17 protein-coding genes are annotated in these 16,619 nt (G+C 61.0%); 9 read left to right on the plus strand and 8 right to left on the minus strand.

Annotation, left to right across the window (positions count from 1 at the left end):
- The first annotated feature begins 90 nt into the window (after positions 1 to 90).
- The 3 genes from uvrD to ACI512_RS02795 all read left to right on the plus strand — a co-directional run bounded on the left by uvrD (position 91) and on the right by ACI512_RS02795 (position 3,924).
- Positions 91 to 2,274 (plus strand): DNA helicase II, encoded by a 2,184-nt coding sequence (gene uvrD / locus ACI512_RS02785; RefSeq protein ID WP_015886602.1) that lies wholly within the window; start codon positions 91 to 93, stop codon positions 2,272 to 2,274.
- A gap of 237 nt (positions 2,275 to 2,511) precedes the next feature.
- Positions 2,512 to 3,381, plus strand: a complete 870-nt coding sequence (locus ACI512_RS02790) for a Tim44 domain-containing protein (RefSeq protein ID WP_046035798.1) — start codon at positions 2,512 to 2,514, stop codon at positions 3,379 to 3,381.
- Between the two features lie 135 nt (positions 3,382 to 3,516).
- Positions 3,517 to 3,924, plus strand: a complete 408-nt coding sequence (locus tag ACI512_RS02795) for an SMI1/KNR4 family protein (RefSeq protein ID WP_231808479.1) — start codon at positions 3,517 to 3,519, stop codon at positions 3,922 to 3,924.
- Between the two features lie 85 nt (positions 3,925 to 4,009).
- Here the strand turns inward: ACI512_RS02795 and ACI512_RS02800 are convergent, their stop codons facing one another.
- Entirely contained in the window at positions 4,010 to 5,773 is a 1,764-nt protein-coding gene (locus ACI512_RS02800; protein ID WP_046035799.1) for a cation:proton antiporter, read from the minus strand.
- A 292-nt stretch (positions 5,774 to 6,065) separates the two neighbouring features.
- Between ACI512_RS02800 and ACI512_RS02805 the strand changes: the two genes are divergently transcribed.
- Positions 6,066 to 6,551 carry an acyl-CoA thioesterase gene (locus ACI512_RS02805; protein WP_003177014.1) on the plus strand — a complete coding sequence of 162 codons (486 nt, stop codon included), beginning with the start codon at positions 6,066 to 6,068 and terminating at the stop codon, positions 6,549 to 6,551.
- A gap of 36 nt (positions 6,552 to 6,587) precedes the next feature.
- Here the strand turns inward: ACI512_RS02805 and ACI512_RS02810 are convergent, their stop codons facing one another.
- Both ACI512_RS02810 and pdxY read right to left on the minus strand, forming a co-directional pair.
- Positions 6,588 to 7,616 (minus strand): hypothetical protein, encoded by a 1,029-nt coding sequence (locus ACI512_RS02810; RefSeq protein ID WP_015886606.1) that lies wholly within the window; start codon positions 7,614 to 7,616, stop codon positions 6,588 to 6,590.
- A gap of 81 nt (positions 7,617 to 7,697) precedes the next feature.
- Positions 7,698 to 8,570: a pyridoxal kinase PdxY gene (pdxY, locus tag ACI512_RS02815; RefSeq protein ID WP_236380261.1), complete on the minus strand. Its 873-nt coding sequence runs from the start codon at positions 8,568 to 8,570 to the stop codon at positions 7,698 to 7,700.
- A 117-nt stretch (positions 8,571 to 8,687) separates the two neighbouring features.
- Between pdxY and ACI512_RS02820 the strand changes: the two genes are divergently transcribed.
- Entirely contained in the window at positions 8,688 to 9,083 is a 396-nt protein-coding gene (locus tag ACI512_RS02820; RefSeq protein ID WP_236380259.1) for a DUF3301 domain-containing protein, read from the plus strand.
- Here ACI512_RS02820 and ACI512_RS02825 read toward each other — a convergent pair.
- Genes ACI512_RS02825 through dksA form a run of 4 tightly spaced genes read right to left on the minus strand, consistent with a single transcriptional unit; the run spans position 9,077 to position 12,368 of the window.
- Positions 9,077 to 10,039, minus strand: coding sequence for a GTP-binding protein (locus ACI512_RS02825; protein ID WP_236380257.1), 963 nt, complete (start codon positions 10,037 to 10,039; stop codon positions 9,077 to 9,079). The genes ACI512_RS02820 and ACI512_RS02825 overlap by 7 nt on opposite strands.
- Before the next feature lie 44 nt (positions 10,040 to 10,083).
- Positions 10,084 to 10,728 (minus strand): DUF1826 domain-containing protein, encoded by a 645-nt coding sequence (locus ACI512_RS02830; protein ID WP_236380255.1) that lies wholly within the window; start codon positions 10,726 to 10,728, stop codon positions 10,084 to 10,086.
- The gene (gene zigA / locus ACI512_RS02835) at positions 10,728 to 11,936 is read right to left on the minus strand and encodes a zinc metallochaperone GTPase ZigA (protein ID WP_015886611.1); all 1,209 of its coding nucleotides are present in this window, start codon (positions 11,934 to 11,936) and stop codon (positions 10,728 to 10,730) included. Before zigA ends, ACI512_RS02830 begins: the two co-directional genes overlap by 1 nt.
- Positions 11,937 to 11,963: 27 nt before the next feature.
- Positions 11,964 to 12,368, minus strand: coding sequence for an RNA polymerase-binding protein DksA (gene dksA, locus ACI512_RS02840; protein ID WP_064053198.1), 405 nt, complete (start codon positions 12,366 to 12,368; stop codon positions 11,964 to 11,966).
- A 127-nt stretch (positions 12,369 to 12,495) separates the two neighbouring features.
- Here dksA and ACI512_RS02845 point away from each other — a divergent pair, with 127 nt between their 5' ends.
- Positions 12,496 to 12,864, plus strand: a complete 369-nt coding sequence (locus ACI512_RS02845; RefSeq protein WP_015886613.1) for a hypothetical protein — start codon at positions 12,496 to 12,498, stop codon at positions 12,862 to 12,864.
- Here the strand turns inward: ACI512_RS02845 and ACI512_RS02850 are convergent.
- The gene (locus ACI512_RS02850) at positions 12,861 to 14,063 is read right to left on the minus strand and encodes an N-acetylmuramoyl-L-alanine amidase (RefSeq protein ID WP_231808484.1); all 1,203 of its coding nucleotides are present in this window, start codon (positions 14,061 to 14,063) and stop codon (positions 12,861 to 12,863) included. The genes ACI512_RS02845 and ACI512_RS02850 overlap by 4 nt on opposite strands.
- A 127-nt stretch (positions 14,064 to 14,190) precedes the next feature.
- Between ACI512_RS02850 and folE2 the strand changes: the two genes are divergently transcribed.
- Genes folE2 through ACI512_RS02865 form a run of 3 tightly spaced genes read left to right on the plus strand, consistent with a single transcriptional unit; the run spans position 14,191 to position 16,618 of the window.
- Positions 14,191 to 15,087, plus strand: a complete 897-nt coding sequence (folE2, locus tag ACI512_RS02855; protein WP_093544737.1) for a GTP cyclohydrolase FolE2 — start codon at positions 14,191 to 14,193, stop codon at positions 15,085 to 15,087.
- Positions 15,084 to 15,752, plus strand: a complete 669-nt coding sequence (locus tag ACI512_RS02860) for a metal ABC transporter ATP-binding protein (protein WP_236380253.1) — start codon at positions 15,084 to 15,086, stop codon at positions 15,750 to 15,752. The genes folE2 and ACI512_RS02860 overlap by 4 nt, the downstream gene beginning before the upstream one ends.
- A complete protein-coding gene (locus ACI512_RS02865) occupies positions 15,752 to 16,618 on the plus strand; it encodes a metal ABC transporter permease (RefSeq protein ID WP_236380252.1) in 867 nt (288 codons plus the stop codon). The genes ACI512_RS02860 and ACI512_RS02865 overlap by 1 nt, the downstream gene beginning before the upstream one ends.
- Position 16,619: the final 1 nt, after the last annotated feature.

Raw genomic sequence — 16,619 nt, forward strand, 5'->3', positions numbered from 1 at the left:
TTGACCAACCGGTCATCACCCTGATTGTTTTCCGTCGACCACCCGGCATTGGTATTTGCCCCACTCCCCCGTGGGCCATAGAATGCGCCGATGCGCGATGATCTCTCTCTTTTGCTGAACTCCCTCAACGATGCCCAACGCCAGGCCGTAGCCGCCCCCGTTGGCCGTCAGTTGGTCCTGGCCGGTGCTGGCTCCGGTAAAACCCGAGTGCTGGTGCACCGTATCGCCTGGTTGATCCAGGTCGAGAACGCGTCCCCGCATTCCATCCTGTCGGTGACCTTCACCAACAAGGCCGCTGCCGAGATGCGCCACCGCATCGAGCAGTTGATGGGCATCAGCCCGGCCGGCATGTGGGTAGGCACGTTCCACGGCCTGGCGCACCGCCTGTTGCGGGCGCACTGGCAGGAAGCGGGCCTGAGCCAGACCTTCCAGATTCTCGACAGCGATGACCAGCAACGCTTGGTCAAGCGGGTGATCCGCGAGCTGGGGCTCGACGAACAGCGCTGGCCGGCGCGCCAGGCCCAATGGTTTATCAACGGCCAGAAAGACGAAGGCCTGCGCCCGCAGCACATCCAGGCCAGCGGCGATTTGTTCCTGGCCACCATGCGCAGCATTTATGAAGCCTACGAGGCCGCGTGCGTACGCGCCGGGGTGATCGACTTCTCCGAGCTGCTGCTGCGCGCCCTCGACCTGTGGCGCGACAACCCGGGTTTGCTGGCCCATTACCAGAAACGCTTCCGCCACATCCTGGTGGACGAGTTCCAGGACACCAACGCCGTGCAGTACGCTTGGTTGCGCCTGCTGGCCAAAGGTGGCGACAGCCTGATGGTGGTGGGCGACGACGATCAGTCGATCTACGGCTGGCGTGGCGCGAAAATCGAGAACATCTACCAGTATTCCGAAGACTTCCCGGACGCCGTCACCATCCGCCTGGAGCAGAACTACCGCTCCACCGCCGGGATCCTCAAGGCGGCCAACGCCTTGATCGCCAACAACACCGGGCGCCTGGGCAAAGAGCTGTGGACCGACGGCGGCGAAGGCGAAGCCATTAACCTGTACGCCGCGTTCAACGAGCACGATGAAGCGCGCTACGTGGTGGAAACCATCGAAAGTGCACTGAAAACCGGCCTGGCGCGCAGCGATATCGCCATCCTGTACCGCTCCAACGCCCAATCGCGGGTCTTGGAAGAAGCCTTGCTGCGCGAACGCATCCCGTACCGCATCTACGGTGGCCAGCGCTTCTTCGAGCGTGCCGAGATCAAGAACGCCATGGCCTACCTGCGCTTGCTGGAAGGCCGCGGCAACGATGCGGCGCTGGAGCGCGTCATCAATATCCCGGCGCGTGGCATTGGCGAAAAGACTGTCGAAGCCATTCGCGACCACGCGCGCCATGCCGATGTGTCGATGTGGGAAGCCATGCGCTTGCTGATCGCCAATAAAGGCCTGACCGGCCGCGCCGCCGGGGCGCTGGGTGTGTTTGTCGAACTGATCGAGAACCTCGCCGCCAAGTGCGCGGAAATGCCTTTGCACTTGATGACCCAGACCGTGATCGAGCAGTCCGGGCTGATTGCCTACCACGAAGCGGAAAAAGGCGAGAAAGGCCAGGCCCGGGTAGAAAACCTTGAGGAACTGGTCAGCGCCGCCCGTGCGTTCGAAAACACCGAGGAAGACGAAGAGCTGACACCGCTCGCCGCTTTCCTCGGCCATGCGTCGCTGGAAGCCGGTGATACCCAGGCCGATGAGCATGAAGACAGCATCCAGCTGATGACCTTGCACAGCGCCAAGGGCCTGGAGTTCCCGTACGTGTTCCTGGTGGGCATGGAAGAAGGCCTGTTCCCGCACAAGATGAGCCTGGAAGAGCCGGGCCGTCTTGAGGAGGAGCGCCGCCTGGCCTACGTGGGCATCACCCGTGCGATGCAGAACCTGGTGATGACCTACGCCGAGACCCGACGCCTGTACGGCAGCGAGACCTACAACAAGGTTTCGCGTTTCGTACGTGAAGTGCCGAAGGGGCTGATCCAGGAAGTGCGCTTGTCCAACAGCGTCAGCCGCCCGTTCGGCGGAGGTCAGCAGCAGAACTCCAGCAGTATGTTTGCCGGTTCCGAGATTCCGGAAACCCAGTTCAGCCTTGGCCAGCAGGTCAGGCATTCGGTGTTCGGCGAAGGCGTGATCCTCAACTTCGAAGGCGCCGGTGCCCAGGCGCGGGTGCAGGTGAATTTCGCCGAAGGCAGCAAGTGGCTGATGATGGGTTACGCGAAGCTCGAAGCCATCTGACTGTGGCGAGGGCGCTTGCTCCCTCACCCCAACCAGCCTCTCTCATGAAACACTGCGTTACATGAAGATGATGGGCCCGCCCTTGTTTTAGACGAGCGCGGGCCAATAGCTGTAATAAGTCCTACAGACCATTCTGAATCGGTCCTACGCAAAAGCCCGAAACATTATGTCGCTAGCCACTGTCACTACACCTGTGCAACATGGCGCGCGTGCAATCCACAAATGGGAATTCCCTTTATGAAACGTTTTCTTAGCATCGCCATGGCGTTGTGCATCGGCCTGACGATGAGCATCGACGCCAACGCCAAGCGCTTTGGTGGCGGCAAAAGCATGGGCTCGGCACCGACTCACCAGACCAGCCAAATGGCCCCATCCGCCGGTGCCGGCGGTGCTGCGGCTACCGCAGGCGCAGCCGGTGCTGCAGGCGCCGCTGCCAAGGCTGGCGGTGCTTCGCGCTGGTTGGGCCCTCTGGCCGGTATCGCCGCCGGTGGCCTGCTCGCTTCCATGTTCATGGGCGGCGGCTTCCAGGGCATGCAGATCTTCGACATCCTGATCATGGCGGTCATCGCCTTCCTGATCTTCCGCTTCATCGCTGCCCGTCGCCGCAAGCAGCAGGAGCATCTGGCTCCCGCTGGCGCGCCAATGCAGCGTGAAGTGTTCGAGCAAAAACCAGCCATGGGTTCGATCTTCGGTGGTTCGGCAGCGCCTGCTGCGGCCCGTCCGGTGATCAACGCACCGGCTTGGTTCAACGAAGAGCGTTTCGTCGAAGCGGCCCGCAGCCACTTCCAGTCCCTGCAGCAGCATTGGGACGCCAACGAAATGGACAAGATCTCCGAGTTCGTGACCCCGCAACTGCTGGAGTTCCTCAAGCGCGAACGTGCCGACCTGGGCGACGCGTTCCAGTCGACCTACATCGACGACCTGCGCGTACAGCTGGAAGGTGTGGATGATCGCGCCGACAAGACCATCGCCACCCTGACTTTCAGCGGTGTATCGAAGACTTCGCGCTTCGACCAGGGCGAAGTGTTCAGCGAAAGCTGGAACATGGAACGTGCCCAGGGCGACAACCAGCCTTGGCTGGTCGCCGGTATCCGCCAGAACGGCTGATCCCTGCGCGCTTAGCAAGCAGATACAAAAAACCCCGGACCTGTCCGGGGTTTTCTATTTCACGGTTGCACTTATAGCGAGCTACTGTATAAAACGCCCCTATAAACCGCGCCATCTAGCAAGAGGATCCCGGCCGTGGAAGAAATCATCGAACAATTGCGTGAAGTCAACGAACCGGTCCCGGTTCCGCTGGAACTGCCTGACGAAGACCAACTGGTGGAAATCGAGGAACAACTGTTCATCGACATCCCGTTTGTCTTCCGTGAATTTTTGCTGACCGTCAGCGATGTGGTGTACGGCAGCTTGGAGCCGGTGACCGTCACCGACCCGCAATCCCATACCTACCTGCCGGACGTGGCCGCCAACGCCTGGGATGCCGGTGTTGATCGCAGCCTGATCCCTATCTGCCAGGACGGCGACGACTACTATTGCGTCGAAGAAGACGGCACCGTGGTGCTGTGGTCCGGCGAAGAAGAAATCGTCACCGAAGAAACCTGGGAATCCGTGTGGCACTGGGCGCGGGACGTCTGGCTGGAAAGCTGACAGAGCTGTTGGCTGACCGGGCTTACTGTGGTGAGCCCGCTCACCACAAAAAAGCTCGCTCACCACAGTAAAGTGGCCCGCCCACTTAGTGCTCCGGCGTATCCTTGTGGTTATCCAGGGTCTCCAGCAAGGCGACCTGCATCCGCGTATGCACGCGGATGAACCACCGCCAGAGCACGGCCGCCACCGCTGCCGTGACGACGGCGATCAGCACCAGCAACTTGTTGGTCGGCAGGATACTGGCCGACAAGGCGGCCAATAGCAGGAAGATCACCAGCAGCGAGAGGATCGGGATCAGCTCCGCGATCACCCTTCGTACACGCTGGGTGTGTCGCCCAGCCATTTCCGGCTTCACGCTCATCTCCGCCAGCAGCATCGACAGCGCCTTGAGCTTGCGGTACGCCGCGATCAGGAACGGCAGCGACAACAGCAACGCCCCACCCCAGATCAGCGCCTTCTGCCAGCTTGGATCGCTAATCCAGCCCTCCAGATACCCACCGATGCGCGCCGCAAAAAAGCTGCCGGCAAAGAAGATCGCGATCACCAGCGCCAGGTTTACCCCCACTTGCAGGATGATCTTGCGGATCATCGACGCCAACATGGCGCCCTCGCCCTGAGGCTGGATGCTGCGCAACCATTCGCCGTACATGCCGAACACCCGGCTCATGCGCTTGGGCATGATTGCCGCAATCTTCAGCGACAGCGGGTCAGCGCCGCGAATCAAGTACGGCGTGAGCAGCGTGGTAATCGCTGAAACCGCCACGGCGACGGGATAAAGGAAATCACTGGTCACCTGCAGCGTCATCCCCAGCGCCGCGATGATGAAGGAAAACTCACCAATTTGTGACAGCCCCATCCCCACGCGCAGTGAGGTACGGCCATCATTGCCGGCAATAAATGCCCCCAAGCCGCAGGACAGCATCTTGCCGAGCACCACCGCCACGGTGATCACCGCAATCGGCCAGGCGTATTGCAGCAGGATCTGGGGGTCGATCATCAAGCCAATGGCCACGAAGAAGATGGCGCTGAACATATCGCGAACCGGCTCGATCAGGCGCTCGATCTTAATCAACTGTCGGGATTCGGCCATGATTGCGCCGATCAGGAACGCGCCCAGCACCATGCTGTATTCCAGCTTGACCACCAGCAGACAGAAACCGAAACACAAGCCCAGTACGGTGATCAGCAACATCTCGTTGCTTTCGAACTTGGCCACGTAAGCCAATAGCCTCGGCACCAGCAAAATACCGATGACCAGCGCAACGATCATGAACAGCGAGAGCTTACCGACCGTGGAAAACACCTCGCCGGAGCTGACCGTACCGCTGACGGCGATGCTCGACAGCAAGGCGATGATGCCGATGCCGAGGATGTCTTCCACAATCAGTACGCCAAAAATCAGCTGGGCGAAGCGCTGGTTTTTCATCTTCAGGTCGTTAAGCGCCTTGACGATGATGGTGGTGGAGGAAATCGCCAGGATTGCGCCGAGGAACAGCGAGTCCATGGTGTTCCAGTCAAACCAGCGGCCAATCTCGTAGCCGATCCAGATCATCAGGATGATTTCCAGGAAGGCTGCGATAAACGCCGTGGCGCCGACCTTGAACAGCTTGCGCAGGCTGAACTCCAGGCCCAGGCAGAACATCAGGAAGATCACCCCCAGCTCGGCGAGGGTCTTGATGGTGTCTTCGTCGTGAATCAGGCCGAAAGGTGGGGTGTGGGGGCCAATGATGAACCCGGCGACGATGTAGCCCAGCACCACTGGCTGCTTGAGGCGGTGAAACAGGATGGTGACAACCCCTGCCACCAGCATGATCACGGCCAAGTCCTGGATAAAGCTGATGGCGTGCATGGCGAGGGGCTCCTTGAGGGTACTGGCGCTTTTCCCACTTCCGCCCGCGCCTTTGAAATATCGCAAAGTGCGGAAGGAAAAGTCTGCCTTGATCGTAAGAAATGCCCTGAGACGGGCTTTTGAAGGTTAACACCGCGACTTCCGCCGGAAAGCCGGTGCAATATATGGAAACAGATCGGTGAGCGCGTGACGGCAAGCCGCCTACCGGCGTCCCGTTATGGATGGCGCTGTAAAGATTCCAGCACCCGCAGAGGTGCGCCCCCAACCAATGCCTACAACCCGTGAGTGTGCTATGGAACCCGGAAACGCCCAGCTGTCGATGACGGTATTGATGACCCCCGATATGGCCAACTTCTCAGGCAATGTCCACGGCGGCACACTGCTCAAGTACCTCGACGAAGTGGCCTACGCCTGCGCGAGCCGTTATGCCGGCCGCTATGTCGTCACCTTGTCGGTAGACCAGGTGATCTTTCGCGAGCCGATCCATGTCGGTGAGCTGGTGACGTTCCTCGCATCGGTCAACTACACCGGCAACACGTCGATGGAAGTGGGCATCAAGGTGGTGACCGAGAACATCCGCGAACGCTCGGTGCGCCATACCAACAGTTGCTTCTTCACCATGGTGGCCGTGGACGACCAGCGCAAACCGGCCGCCGTGCCACCGCTGCAACCTCACAACAGCGAAGACAAGCGCCGGTTCGTGCAGGCCCAGCAGCGCCGACAGATCCGTCAGGAGCTGGAAAAGCGCTATCAGGAAATCAAGGCAGACGCGCTGTAGGCCATGCCCCCCGTGTAGGAGCGAGCAAGCCCGCTCCTACAACCGCCAGCACCCATCGTAGTGGGCACACACATCAAAGCGCTGATCCAACTGGCTCATGCGCTCCATGTGATGGTTCACGATGTCCACCATCACGGCTTTGCTGGTGTTCGTGTAGTACTGCGCCATCAACTTGTCGTTAGCCTTGACGCGCTCGACAACGGCGGCGTCCGTCGGGTTCTGCCATTGCTCCAGAATCGCATCTTCGGTGCCGCTCAGGCGCATGCGGTAAACCCGCTCATAAAGCTCCAGCGTACGCGCCTTGCGGCCAGCCATTTCCTGATTCACCCGTGCATAGTTCTGACGGAACTGAACCCAATAGGCCTCAGGTGGCGTGAATGTGCCTAATTTCGCCTTGCGCTCGGCGATCGCCTCTTCGGTGGCTTGCGGGCGCTGCGCGGTGTCAGGCTCCATCAACGTGATGAGCTGCATATGGGTTTCAACGATTGCGTTGATCAACGCGGTACGGTGTGGCGTAGCCGGGATCACCTTACCGAATATCGGGCTCTTGCCCGCGCACGACGGCATACCGTTCTCGAATATCGGCTGGGGGATGCGCACATCCTTGCCATCCGAGCGCGTCAGGCGCTGAAACGAGGTCGTGCACATGCCCCGTTCCATATCGAAGGTCACTTCATACTCTTCCCCGGCCTTTGGCGTGATGCTCATTGATTTGCCGCAGACATAGCTGCCGCCATTGGTGTTGATCATCAGCATGGTTTCTTTGCCGGGTGCCAGCTTGAACTCCAGCAAGCCTCTGGCCTTGACCGGTGGGGGCACAGACATGCCGACACGCCGCCGGGTATCGACCAAGAAAATATTGTTGAGCATGCCAGTGGTCTGGCCCATGCAGTGCTCAGCGTCGTAGACGTCGATGGTGGTATTGGACGTATTAGAGATGAAACGCAGCTTGGCGGCATCAGCCTCGGTGGCATCAGGGTAAGTGCCGTTCACACTGCAACCGGCCAGCAACGACGTCAGCACCAGGGCGGTCAGCGCCCGCGGCGAAGGGAATACGAGGGACATGGATCTTCCTTGAAAGCACAGTGGACTAGAAGGCGCCCGATAGTACCGGACGCCCTTCGCCTGGCTCAATCAGGAATATTCCTACAACTCGATGGGTGTCGCTTCGAAACGTACGCGAGGGTGGGCGATGCGATCCTGGGCCCGCACCAACTCCAGCTCGTAACTGGCGCAAGCCTGGGTTTCCAGCAGCACTTCGTGTACGGCGGCAGCGGTGAATTCGAAGGCGACCAACAGGCTGTCGCCCAACAGAACCCGCGCCAGGAACAGGCCCGAGGTCAAATCGCCGACGCCCACCGGCTGACGCGGAAACGCCAACAGCGGCCGGCGCAAGTGCCAGCTGCCTTCGGCGGTCACCAGCAGCATCTCGAAACCATCCGGCAACTTGCCGGGGTAATCCAAATGCTTGACCAATACAGCCTTCGGCCCGCGCGCCAGCAACGCCTTGGCCATGGCCAGGCAATCGAACAGCGATTGCGGCTTGCGCCCGGCAAAACTGTCCAGCTCCAACTGGTTGGGGCACAGGAAGTCGGCCATGGCCGCGGCTTCGTCCAGCAGGAAATCGCTGACTTCCTGCGGCACGATGCAGCCCTTTTCCGGATGGCCCATCACCGGGTCGCACAGATACAAAGCCTTGGGGTTGATGGCCTTGATGCGCGCCACGCCGGTCAGGATCGCCCGGCCCTGATCCGCACTGCCCAGGTAGCCGGACAAAATCGCGTCGCAGTTGCCCAACTCGCCGATAGCGGCGATGCCTTCCACCAACGCCGGAATCTGCTGCGGCGCCAACACTTCACCCGCCCACTGGCCATACTGGGTGTGGTTGGAGAACTGCACGGTGTTCAGCGGCCACACGTTCACCCCGACGCGCTGCATGGGGAACACGGCGGCGCTGTTTCCGGCATGGCCGAAGACCACATGAGACTGGATCGCAAGCAAATGAGGTGTGCGTTTCATGCGGGGGATTTCCGTAAAGCCGTTGAAATTCTGGCCGCGCAGTATGCGACTAAAAGCAGCCTATACGACAGACCGGCGACACAGTTAAGCTGCTCTCACTTTGTTGGAGTCTTTCGCATGCTGACCCTGGGAAACATCTTCGTGTTGATGCTGCTGGCGACCGGTGCCGCCTGGGTGTGGCACAACCACGGCCTGCGCGAGCGTGCGCTGGAGCGGGTCAAGCAGCATTGCGCCAAGCTCGACATCGAACTGCTCGACGGTGCGGTGGCGCTCAAGCGCATCGGGTTTGTGAAGGATGCCAATGGCCGGCGGCGCCTGGCACGTATCTACAACTTTGAATTCATCGTGACCGGCGAAACCCGCCACCCAGGGACCATCACCCAATTCGGCGCCCACAGTGCGCAGATCGAACTGGCGCCCTACCCGTTCGAGATCAAGACACCACTGCCCAGCGCCGAAGTGATCGAGCTGAGCCAGTGGCGACAGGACCACGGCACCAAGAACCGTCAGTAACGACAGGCCGCCAGTGCGGTCTGCAATGCCGCCACGTCCTGTGGGTCGCTGAAAATCAATTCGATACGCGAATCGCGCCGCCATTCGCTGGTTTGCCAGGCGAGCGGGCTGTTATCCACAGCGTTGGCCGACAACCAGCCTTCGGCGCTGTGGATAACCAGCTTGGCGCGGCGCCACTCAAGGCTTGCCAGCCAATGATGCAGGCGCTGGGCATCGAATTGCTGGCTCGGGTGCCAGCGCCAACCGATGCTCCAGCCGCCCTCTTGGGCCTGGCTCAGGCAGATCGGTTGCGCGGGATCGCTCCAAATGGCCGGCATCTGCGCCAACCCCTTGGGCACTTCGAAGTTATCCACAGCCGCAGCCGCCTGTGCGTTCAGTCCTGGTAACTGGGTCAGCGGCAAATGCGCCTGCCGGGTCCAGTAAAACGGGCAATCCGGTAACTGCTGTTCAATGGCGTGGCGCTGCGCAGCGTCCAGCGCTTCCTCCTTGTTCAATACCAGCAGCCCGGCACTCGCCAAGGCTTCCTGCTGCGCCGACGGCAAGGGTTTACCCGCCGCCAGCGCCTGGGCATCCAACACCAGCACACAGGGCTGCACTGCCAACACGTTCTGCCACGGCGCCTCTCGCAACTGCTTGAGCAATTGCGCCGGATGGCCCAGGCCTGACGGCTCGATAAACAGCCGATCGGGTTTGGCCTTACGCAACAAACGCCCAAGTCCTACCTGGAACGGCGCGCCATTCACACAGCACAGGCAGCCGCCAGCGACTTCGCCCAAGGCAATGCCGTCGTCATCCTGAGTGAGCAAGGCGGCGTCTAGGCCGATCTGCCCGAACTCGTTGATCAGCACGGCCCAGCGCTCGTTGGCTGGGCGCTGGGCAAGCAGGTGCTTGATGAGGCTGGTCTTGCCAGCGCCCAACGGCCCGGCAATCACATGAGTGGGAATGTTCTGCAGCATGAGGAGCATCGTTCAGACCGTGTAGAGCGTTTGATCCTACGCGGTTATGCGAGCCAATCCAGTGTCAGGATCAAGCGGCGTTCGTCAGCCTTGAGTGCGGGCGAACGGTGAATCAGGCCATGGCCTTCATTGCCATGCCACTTGGTGCCCTTGAGCAGGGCGACTTCCCCGCACTGGAGCTGCTCGATTCGGTCGCAGGGTTCAGCGTCCGGCTGGCTCAACTGGCGACGGTCCATCACGCCTTCACGCAACCACTGGCTGCCGATCCCGGCATAGGTGGTGATCAGCCGCACCGGCACATGGTCGACGTGAAAACGCGGGCACATGGCTTTATCCAACAGGCGCAAGCGCACGCCGATACGCTTGGCACCCAGCAAACAGGCAAAAGCGCTGACCAGCCAAGACACATCGGCGATAAAGCCTTCGTAGCCTTCCAGGTCGCGGCAACTGGACGCCAGCCCCTGCAAGTCGGGCGCGGCGTCTTCGTTATTGAGCTCAATCACCCTGGAATCGGCCAACGGCTCATTGAGCGCCACCAGCAAGGCGCCGAACTCGGCGATGTGCAGGGGCAACTGGCGCTGCCACACCGCCAGGTTGACGCCGTCTTCAAGGATGTCGGACAGCGCCAGCGGAGTTTCTCCACGGGTCTGGCGAATCACGGGACGCAGGGGAATAACCGGGGCCAGCATCAGGCGGCTGCCTCCTCATACCAAGGGCCAAAGGGATCGGCCAGCAAGCGCCAACCTTCGACGCCCAGGGCCATTTCTTCATCGTCGAGCAAGCAGGCGTCCAGCTCGGCGCGCAGCTGGGTGAAGTCGATGTTCTGCCCGATAAACACCAGTTCCTGGCGACAGTCACCGGTGCTCAGTTGCCAGTTGCCCATGATCGCCGCGACGCTTTCCTCATCCTGGGGCCACTGGCTTTTTGGCACAAAGCGCCACCAGCGACCGGCAAATCCATGGCGCATCAAGCCGCCCGCCTGAGACCAACTGCCTGCATCCTGATGCTTGCTGGCCAGCCAGAAAAAGCCCTTGGAGCGCAGCAGTTTGCCGTTGACCCACGGACGGTCGATAAAGTCGAAAAAGCGCTGCGGATGAAAAGGGCGGCGCGCACGGTAAGCGGTGGAGGCGATGCCGTACTCTTCGGTTTCCGGCACATGTTCACCCCGCAACGCCTGCAACCAGCCCGGGGCCTGCGCGGCGCGTTCAAAGTCGAATCGGCCAGTGTTGAGGATCTTGTTCAGCGGTACTTCGCCCATCACCATCGGGATGATTTCCGCCTGGGCGTTGAGGCGCTCAAGGATTGCCATCAACTCTTCACGCTCGCGGCTGCTGATAAGGTCGATCTTGCTGATAAGGATCACGTCGGCGAATTCGATCTGCTCGATCAGCAGGTCGGTGATGGAGCGTTCGTCTTCTTCACCCAGGGTTTCACCCCGGGAGGCGAGGCTTTCGGCGGCCTGGTAGTCGAGCAGGAAGTTCATGCCGTCGACCACCGTGACCATGGTATCCAGGCGTGCAATATCGGCCAGGCTTTGCTCGTTTTCGTCGCGGAAGGTGAAGGTTTCAGCCACCGGCAAGGGTTCGGAGATGCCGGTGGACTCGATCAGCAGGTAATCGAACCGACCTTCCTTGGCGAGTTTTCCGACTTCCTCCAGCAAGTCTTCCCGCAAGGTGCAGCAGATGCAGCCGTTGCTCATCTCTACCAGTTTTTCTTCAGCGCGGTTGAGGGTGACATCGCGCTGGACTTCGCTGCCATCAATGTTGATTTCGCTCATATCGTTGACGATCACCGCCACCCGCAGGTTTTCGCGGTTGCGCAGGACGTAATTGAGCAGCGTGCTTTTACCGGCGCCGAGAAAGCCGGACAACACAGTAACGGGGAGACGGTTGGGCATCAGGTATTCCTCATCAAGGGTGGCCGGTCAAACTGCCCGTTTATGGCGTTCGCGCAGCTCTTCACGTTCTTTGGCTTCGATACAGAGTGTCGCGGTGGGACGGAGCAGCAGGCGTTGCAGGCCGATGGGCTCACCCGTTTCGCGACACCAGCCGTATTCGCCGCGAGCCAGTAATTCGAGGGCATCGTCGATCTTGTCCAACAGCTTCTTTTCCCGTTCCAGCAGACGCAGCTGCCACTGGCGCTGCTCTTCGGCGCTGCCGACATCGGCCGGGTCGCTGTTGGTTTCCTGCTCGCGCAGTGCCAGGAACTCGGCGTCGATACGCACTTGCAGCTCATGGCGCTGGGTCAGCAGCAACTCACGGAAGAACCCTTGTTGGGCTTCGTTCATGTAGTCGGCGGGCGGCTGGGCCAGCAGGTCTTGTTTGGTCATGGGGAGCGGGTCACGGGTCAGGCTGTGTTTTTATGTTATAGTATAACAGTGCAAATAAGCCAATCCCCTCTTGCTCACCACGACGAAGGGCGCAATGCTTGAATACTTCCCTGCCTCGAGAAGCCCGATGAAATATTTGCTGTGCGCCCTGTTATTGGCTGCGGCAGGACCTGCCTGTGCTCAAGCGCCGAGCCTGCTGGCCAACTGCACGCGCAGCGCCAACCTGCTCGCGTGCGTCGACCCACTGGGCAATGCCTACAGCGTGGCGACGGTCGGCAGCACCACGTATTTGCGTGGGTATGAGGTAATCGGCAAACGCTACTGGGCACAGACCAACAGCCGCTACGGGCAACTGACGTTCTTTACCGGGTTGGCGTCGGACGGTGAGGCGTGGGTCGGCTATACACGGCGCGTGGGCTGGACCACCCTTAACCGGTTTTCCAGTTCGGGTGGCGCCAGCGCCAAATTCACCTGCAGCCGCATCACCGGCTGTTAGACCTGGGCGCTCTTCTGTTCCTGCACCCACGCCATGTAGCTGTTCATCGGCGGGTTCTTCTGGAAGTATTTTTTCAGGCCTTCGAACAGGCCATCGGCAACCGCCTGTTGATGCCGCGCGGTGACCAGGCGCGCGCTGTCACGCGCATTGGAGATAAACCCGGTTTCCACCAGGATCGACGGTACGTCCGGTGACTTCAGCACCGCGAAACCCGCTTGCTCCACGCGCTTCTGATGCAAGCTGGTGATGCCCTCCAGGCTGCCCAGGATCGAGCTGCCGAGTTGCAGGCTGGAGGCGATGGTGGCGTTCATCGACATATCCAGAATCACCCCGGCCAACATCGGGTCCTTATCCTTCAGATTGAGCAGACGGGTGGCGCCGAGCAGATCGGCACCGTTTTCTCGTTGCGCCATGAAGCGTGCGGTGGCTGACGTCGCACCGCCTTCGGACAACGCATACACCGAAGCACCCGACGCGGTGATGCGCGGCGCCGCATCCGCATGCACCGAGATAAACATGTCGGCATTGTGCTTGTGGGCGATCTCCACCCGTTTGCGCAGCGGCACGAAGAAGTCGTCGTTGCGCACCAACTTCACGTCAAAACCCTTCTCGCGCTTCAGGCGTTTGGCCAACAGCTGAGCGATGGACAACACCACGTCTTTTTCGCGCTGGCCCTTGGAGCCGACTGCGCCGGGGTCCTTGCCGCCGTGGCCGGGATCGACCACCACGATGATGTCGCGCTTGGGGTGCGCCTTATCCACCAGGGGCGTGGGCTCTGACGCTATTTGACGAGGCGCCTGGGTGGCGCTGGTCAGATCCAGCACCAGACGATGACCCTGCCCATCCTGGGGCGGCAACACAAAGCTGTTGAGCTGCATCGGCGCAGCCAGGTCGAGCACGATGCGCGTGTCGCCCTTGCCAAAATGCCCCGAGCGGATCGAGGTGATCCCGCTGTTCGTCAACGCCAGCTGAGAGAAATCACCACTGAGCCCGGCGCCGCTCAGGTCGATGATCAAACGCTCCGGCGCGCTCAGGGTGAAGGTCTTGTACTGCACCGGGCCGCTGAGGTCGAACACCAGCCGCAGCTTGTCGTCAGAGCGCCACAGGCGGGCGTTGCGTATCTGTGTGGCGTGGGCCGCAAACGGCAAGGTGAAAAGAGGGCTGGCCAGAAGCAGGTTAAGGAGCTGACGTCTGTGCATACAAATACCGCAAATAAAGGAGCGTCCCTACTCGACATGACTGAAAAAAGGCAGGAGCAGAATATTCATCGTCGACTCTATTGTTATACTATAACATGTCAAATCATTTCCAACGATGGACCTGCTCATGAATGCGCTGACTCTGCCGGATATCGCCGCGCAGGCTTCACGCCAAGCCTTGCCACTCGACTGGGTGGGGATGTGCGGCATCGCCCTGCCGATCCTTATCGACGGCCAACGCCTGACCGCCACCGCCGATGCCGGCGTGAGCCTGGACGACGGCGCCGCCCGTGGCATTCATATGTCACGCCTGTACCTGGCGCTGGAGATGCTCGACCAGCAGCCGCTTACGCCTGCACTTCTGCGTAATGTACTGCAGCGTTTTCTCGACAGTCATGAAGGTTTATCTAATAACGCCTACCTGCGTATCCACACCGATCTGCTCCTCAAACGCCCGGCGCTGGTCAGCCCACTGGCCGGTTGGAAACGCTATCCGGTGAGCATCGAAGCGCGTCTGGAAAACCAGATGTTCCACGTGGAACTAAAAATTGACGTTACTTATTCCTCAACCTGCCCTTGCTCTGCTGCACTCGCCAGGCAGTTGATTCAGCAGCAATTTCTTGATGACTTCGGCGACACACCGTTGCGGCATGAGGACGTGTTGACCTGGCTCGGCAGCGCCAACGGCATCGTCGCCACGCCCCACAGTCAGCGCAGCAGCGCGCAACTGCTGATCACGTTGGACGGTGACCAAGCCGGCCTGCCCATCAATGACCTGATCGATAACGTCGAAGCCGCCCTCGGCACCGCCGTACAAACCGCCGTAAAACGTGCGGACGAACAAGCCTTCGCCCTGGCCAATGGGCAGAACTTGATGTTCTGCGAAGACGCCGCCCGCCGCCTGAACCTCGCCTTGAAACGCTCGGATGCCGTCAAAGCCTTCCACCTGAAAGTGATCCATGCCGAAAGCCTGCACGCGCACGATGCCGTGGCTGAAAGCCGCTGGACGAGAAACCCTGCATGATCACCTGCACCGCTTTGCGCTGGGGCGCCCCCGGCCAACCGCTGACCCCCGCGACAGACTTCACCCTGGAACAAGGCAGCCTCACTGGCATCATCGGCGCCAACGGCACCGGTAAAAGCAGCCTGCTCAAAGTCATCGCCGGCCTGCAGAAGCCCTTGGCAGGTAAAGTCTCGGTGGATGTTCCACGCCGTGGCGGCCTGTCGTTTCTGCCTCAGCAACAGCACCTGGACCGTCAGTTCCCCATCAGCCTGCAAGAACTGGTCGCCGCCGGATTCTGGGGTACCCAACTCACCCCGCAACAACGCAGCCAGCGCCTTGAAGCGGTGCTTGAAGACTGGTGCCTCAGCGGCCTGGAGCACCGCCCGTTGATGGCCTTGTCCGGTGGCGAATTGCAACGCGCCCTGCTCGCCCGCATGAGCCTGGCCGAAGCGCCGGTGTTGTTGCTCGACGAACCCCACGCCGCGCTGGATGAAGAAGGCCAAGCGCTGTGCTGGAAACACATCCATGCCTGGCACGACCAAGGCCGCACGCTGATTGTCGTCTGCCATGACCTCGCATCCGTTCGCCATCACACCCAGCAAGTGGTGCAGATCAAAAACACCGGCTGCATCTTCGGGCCCAGTAAAGAACTGATCCGCCCGCAACCCCACATGCAGGTGGCCTGATGCACTTTGCCGCCCGCCTGTGGATGCCCTTCGTCGACTTCGTCTTTATGCGCCGCGCGCTGATCGGCGGCCTGGTGCTCGTCTGCAGCACTGCGCCGCTGGGGGTGTTTCTGATCCTGCGGCGCATGAGCCTGATCGGTGACGCCGTGGCCCACGGCATCCTGCCCGGCGCTGCCCTTGGCTTCTGGTTCGCCGGCCTGAGCCTGCCGGCCCTGACCATCGGCGGCCTCGGCGCCGGTCTGAGCATGGCCGGCCTGTCCGCCTGGATCACCCGCCGCACCGGTCTGCGTGAAGACGCCAGCCTCGCCGCCATCTACCCCATCTCCCTCGCCGCCGGTGTACTGATCCTCGGCATCGCCGGCAAGCGCCTGGACCTGTTGCACCTGCTGTTCGGCTCCGCCCTGGCCGTCGACGAAACCACCCTCACCGGCATGCTCTGGGTCTCCGGTTTCAGCCTGATCGCGATGGCCGCGATCTATAAACCGTTGCTGCTGGACACCCTCGATCCGTTGTTCCTGCAAACCGTCAGCCGCCTCGGCCCGCTCGCCCATGGGTTGTTCCTGACCTTAGTGGTGCTGAACCTGGTGATCGGTTTCCAGGCGATCGGCGCCTTGATGGTGGTGGGCTTGATGATGTTGCCCGCCATCGCTTCACGCTTCTGGAGCCGGCGCCTGCCGGTATTGATCGCGGTATCGGCAGTGCTGGGATGCCTGTCGGTATGGCTGGGTTTGTTGCTGTCGTTCTACTACTCGTTGCCCAGCGGCCCGGCCATCGTGCTGGTGGCGGGCGCCGGGTATCTGCTGTCCGTGGTCTTCGGTCCGGTGCACGGCTTGCTGAGCCGCCCGCCCTTGCTGTCATCCCAATGAG

It is taken from the genome of Pseudomonas petroselini, from assembly GCF_045037875.1.
Lineage (GTDB): Bacteria > Pseudomonadota > Gammaproteobacteria > Pseudomonadales > Pseudomonadaceae > Aquipseudomonas > Aquipseudomonas petroselini.

Excerpts from the sequence above, each read along its gene's own strand:
- uvrD (WP_015886602.1), top strand. The coding sequence starts at position 91 with ATGCGCGATGATCTCTCTCTTTTGCTGAACTCCCTCAACGATGCCCAA.
- folE2 (WP_093544737.1), top strand. The coding sequence starts at position 14,191 with ATGAATGCGCTGACTCTGCCGGATATCGCCGCGCAGGCTTCACGCCAA.
- ACI512_RS02805 (WP_003177014.1), top strand. The coding sequence starts at position 6,066 with ATGGAACCCGGAAACGCCCAGCTGTCGATGACGGTATTGATGACCCCC.
- ACI512_RS02790 (WP_046035798.1), top strand. The coding sequence starts at position 2,512 with ATGAAACGTTTTCTTAGCATCGCCATGGCGTTGTGCATCGGCCTGACG.
- ACI512_RS02850 (WP_231808484.1), bottom strand. The coding sequence starts at position 14,063 with ATGCACAGACGTCAGCTCCTTAACCTGCTTCTGGCCAGCCCTCTTTTC.
- dksA (WP_064053198.1), bottom strand. The coding sequence starts at position 12,368 with ATGACCAAACAAGACCTGCTGGCCCAGCCGCCCGCCGACTACATGAAC.
- ACI512_RS02810 (WP_015886606.1), bottom strand. The coding sequence starts at position 7,616 with ATGTCCCTCGTATTCCCTTCGCCGCGGGCGCTGACCGCCCTGGTGCTG.
- ACI512_RS02830 (WP_236380255.1), bottom strand. The coding sequence starts at position 10,728 with ATGCTGGCCCCGGTTATTCCCCTGCGTCCCGTGATTCGCCAGACCCGT.
- ACI512_RS02865 (WP_236380252.1), top strand. The coding sequence starts at position 15,752 with ATGCACTTTGCCGCCCGCCTGTGGATGCCCTTCGTCGACTTCGTCTTT.
- pdxY (WP_236380261.1), bottom strand. The coding sequence starts at position 8,570 with ATGAAACGCACACCTCATTTGCTTGCGATCCAGTCTCATGTGGTCTTC.
- zigA (WP_015886611.1), bottom strand. The coding sequence starts at position 11,936 with ATGCCCAACCGTCTCCCCGTTACTGTGTTGTCCGGCTTTCTCGGCGCC.
- ACI512_RS02800 (WP_046035799.1), bottom strand. The coding sequence starts at position 5,773 with ATGCACGCCATCAGCTTTATCCAGGACTTGGCCGTGATCATGCTGGTG.
- ACI512_RS02845 (WP_015886613.1), top strand. The coding sequence starts at position 12,496 with ATGAAATATTTGCTGTGCGCCCTGTTATTGGCTGCGGCAGGACCTGCC.
- ACI512_RS02860 (WP_236380253.1), top strand. The coding sequence starts at position 15,084 with ATGATCACCTGCACCGCTTTGCGCTGGGGCGCCCCCGGCCAACCGCTG.
- ACI512_RS02825 (WP_236380257.1), bottom strand. The coding sequence starts at position 10,039 with ATGCTGCAGAACATTCCCACTCATGTGATTGCCGGGCCGTTGGGCGCT.
- ACI512_RS02820 (WP_236380259.1), top strand. The coding sequence starts at position 8,688 with ATGCTGACCCTGGGAAACATCTTCGTGTTGATGCTGCTGGCGACCGGT.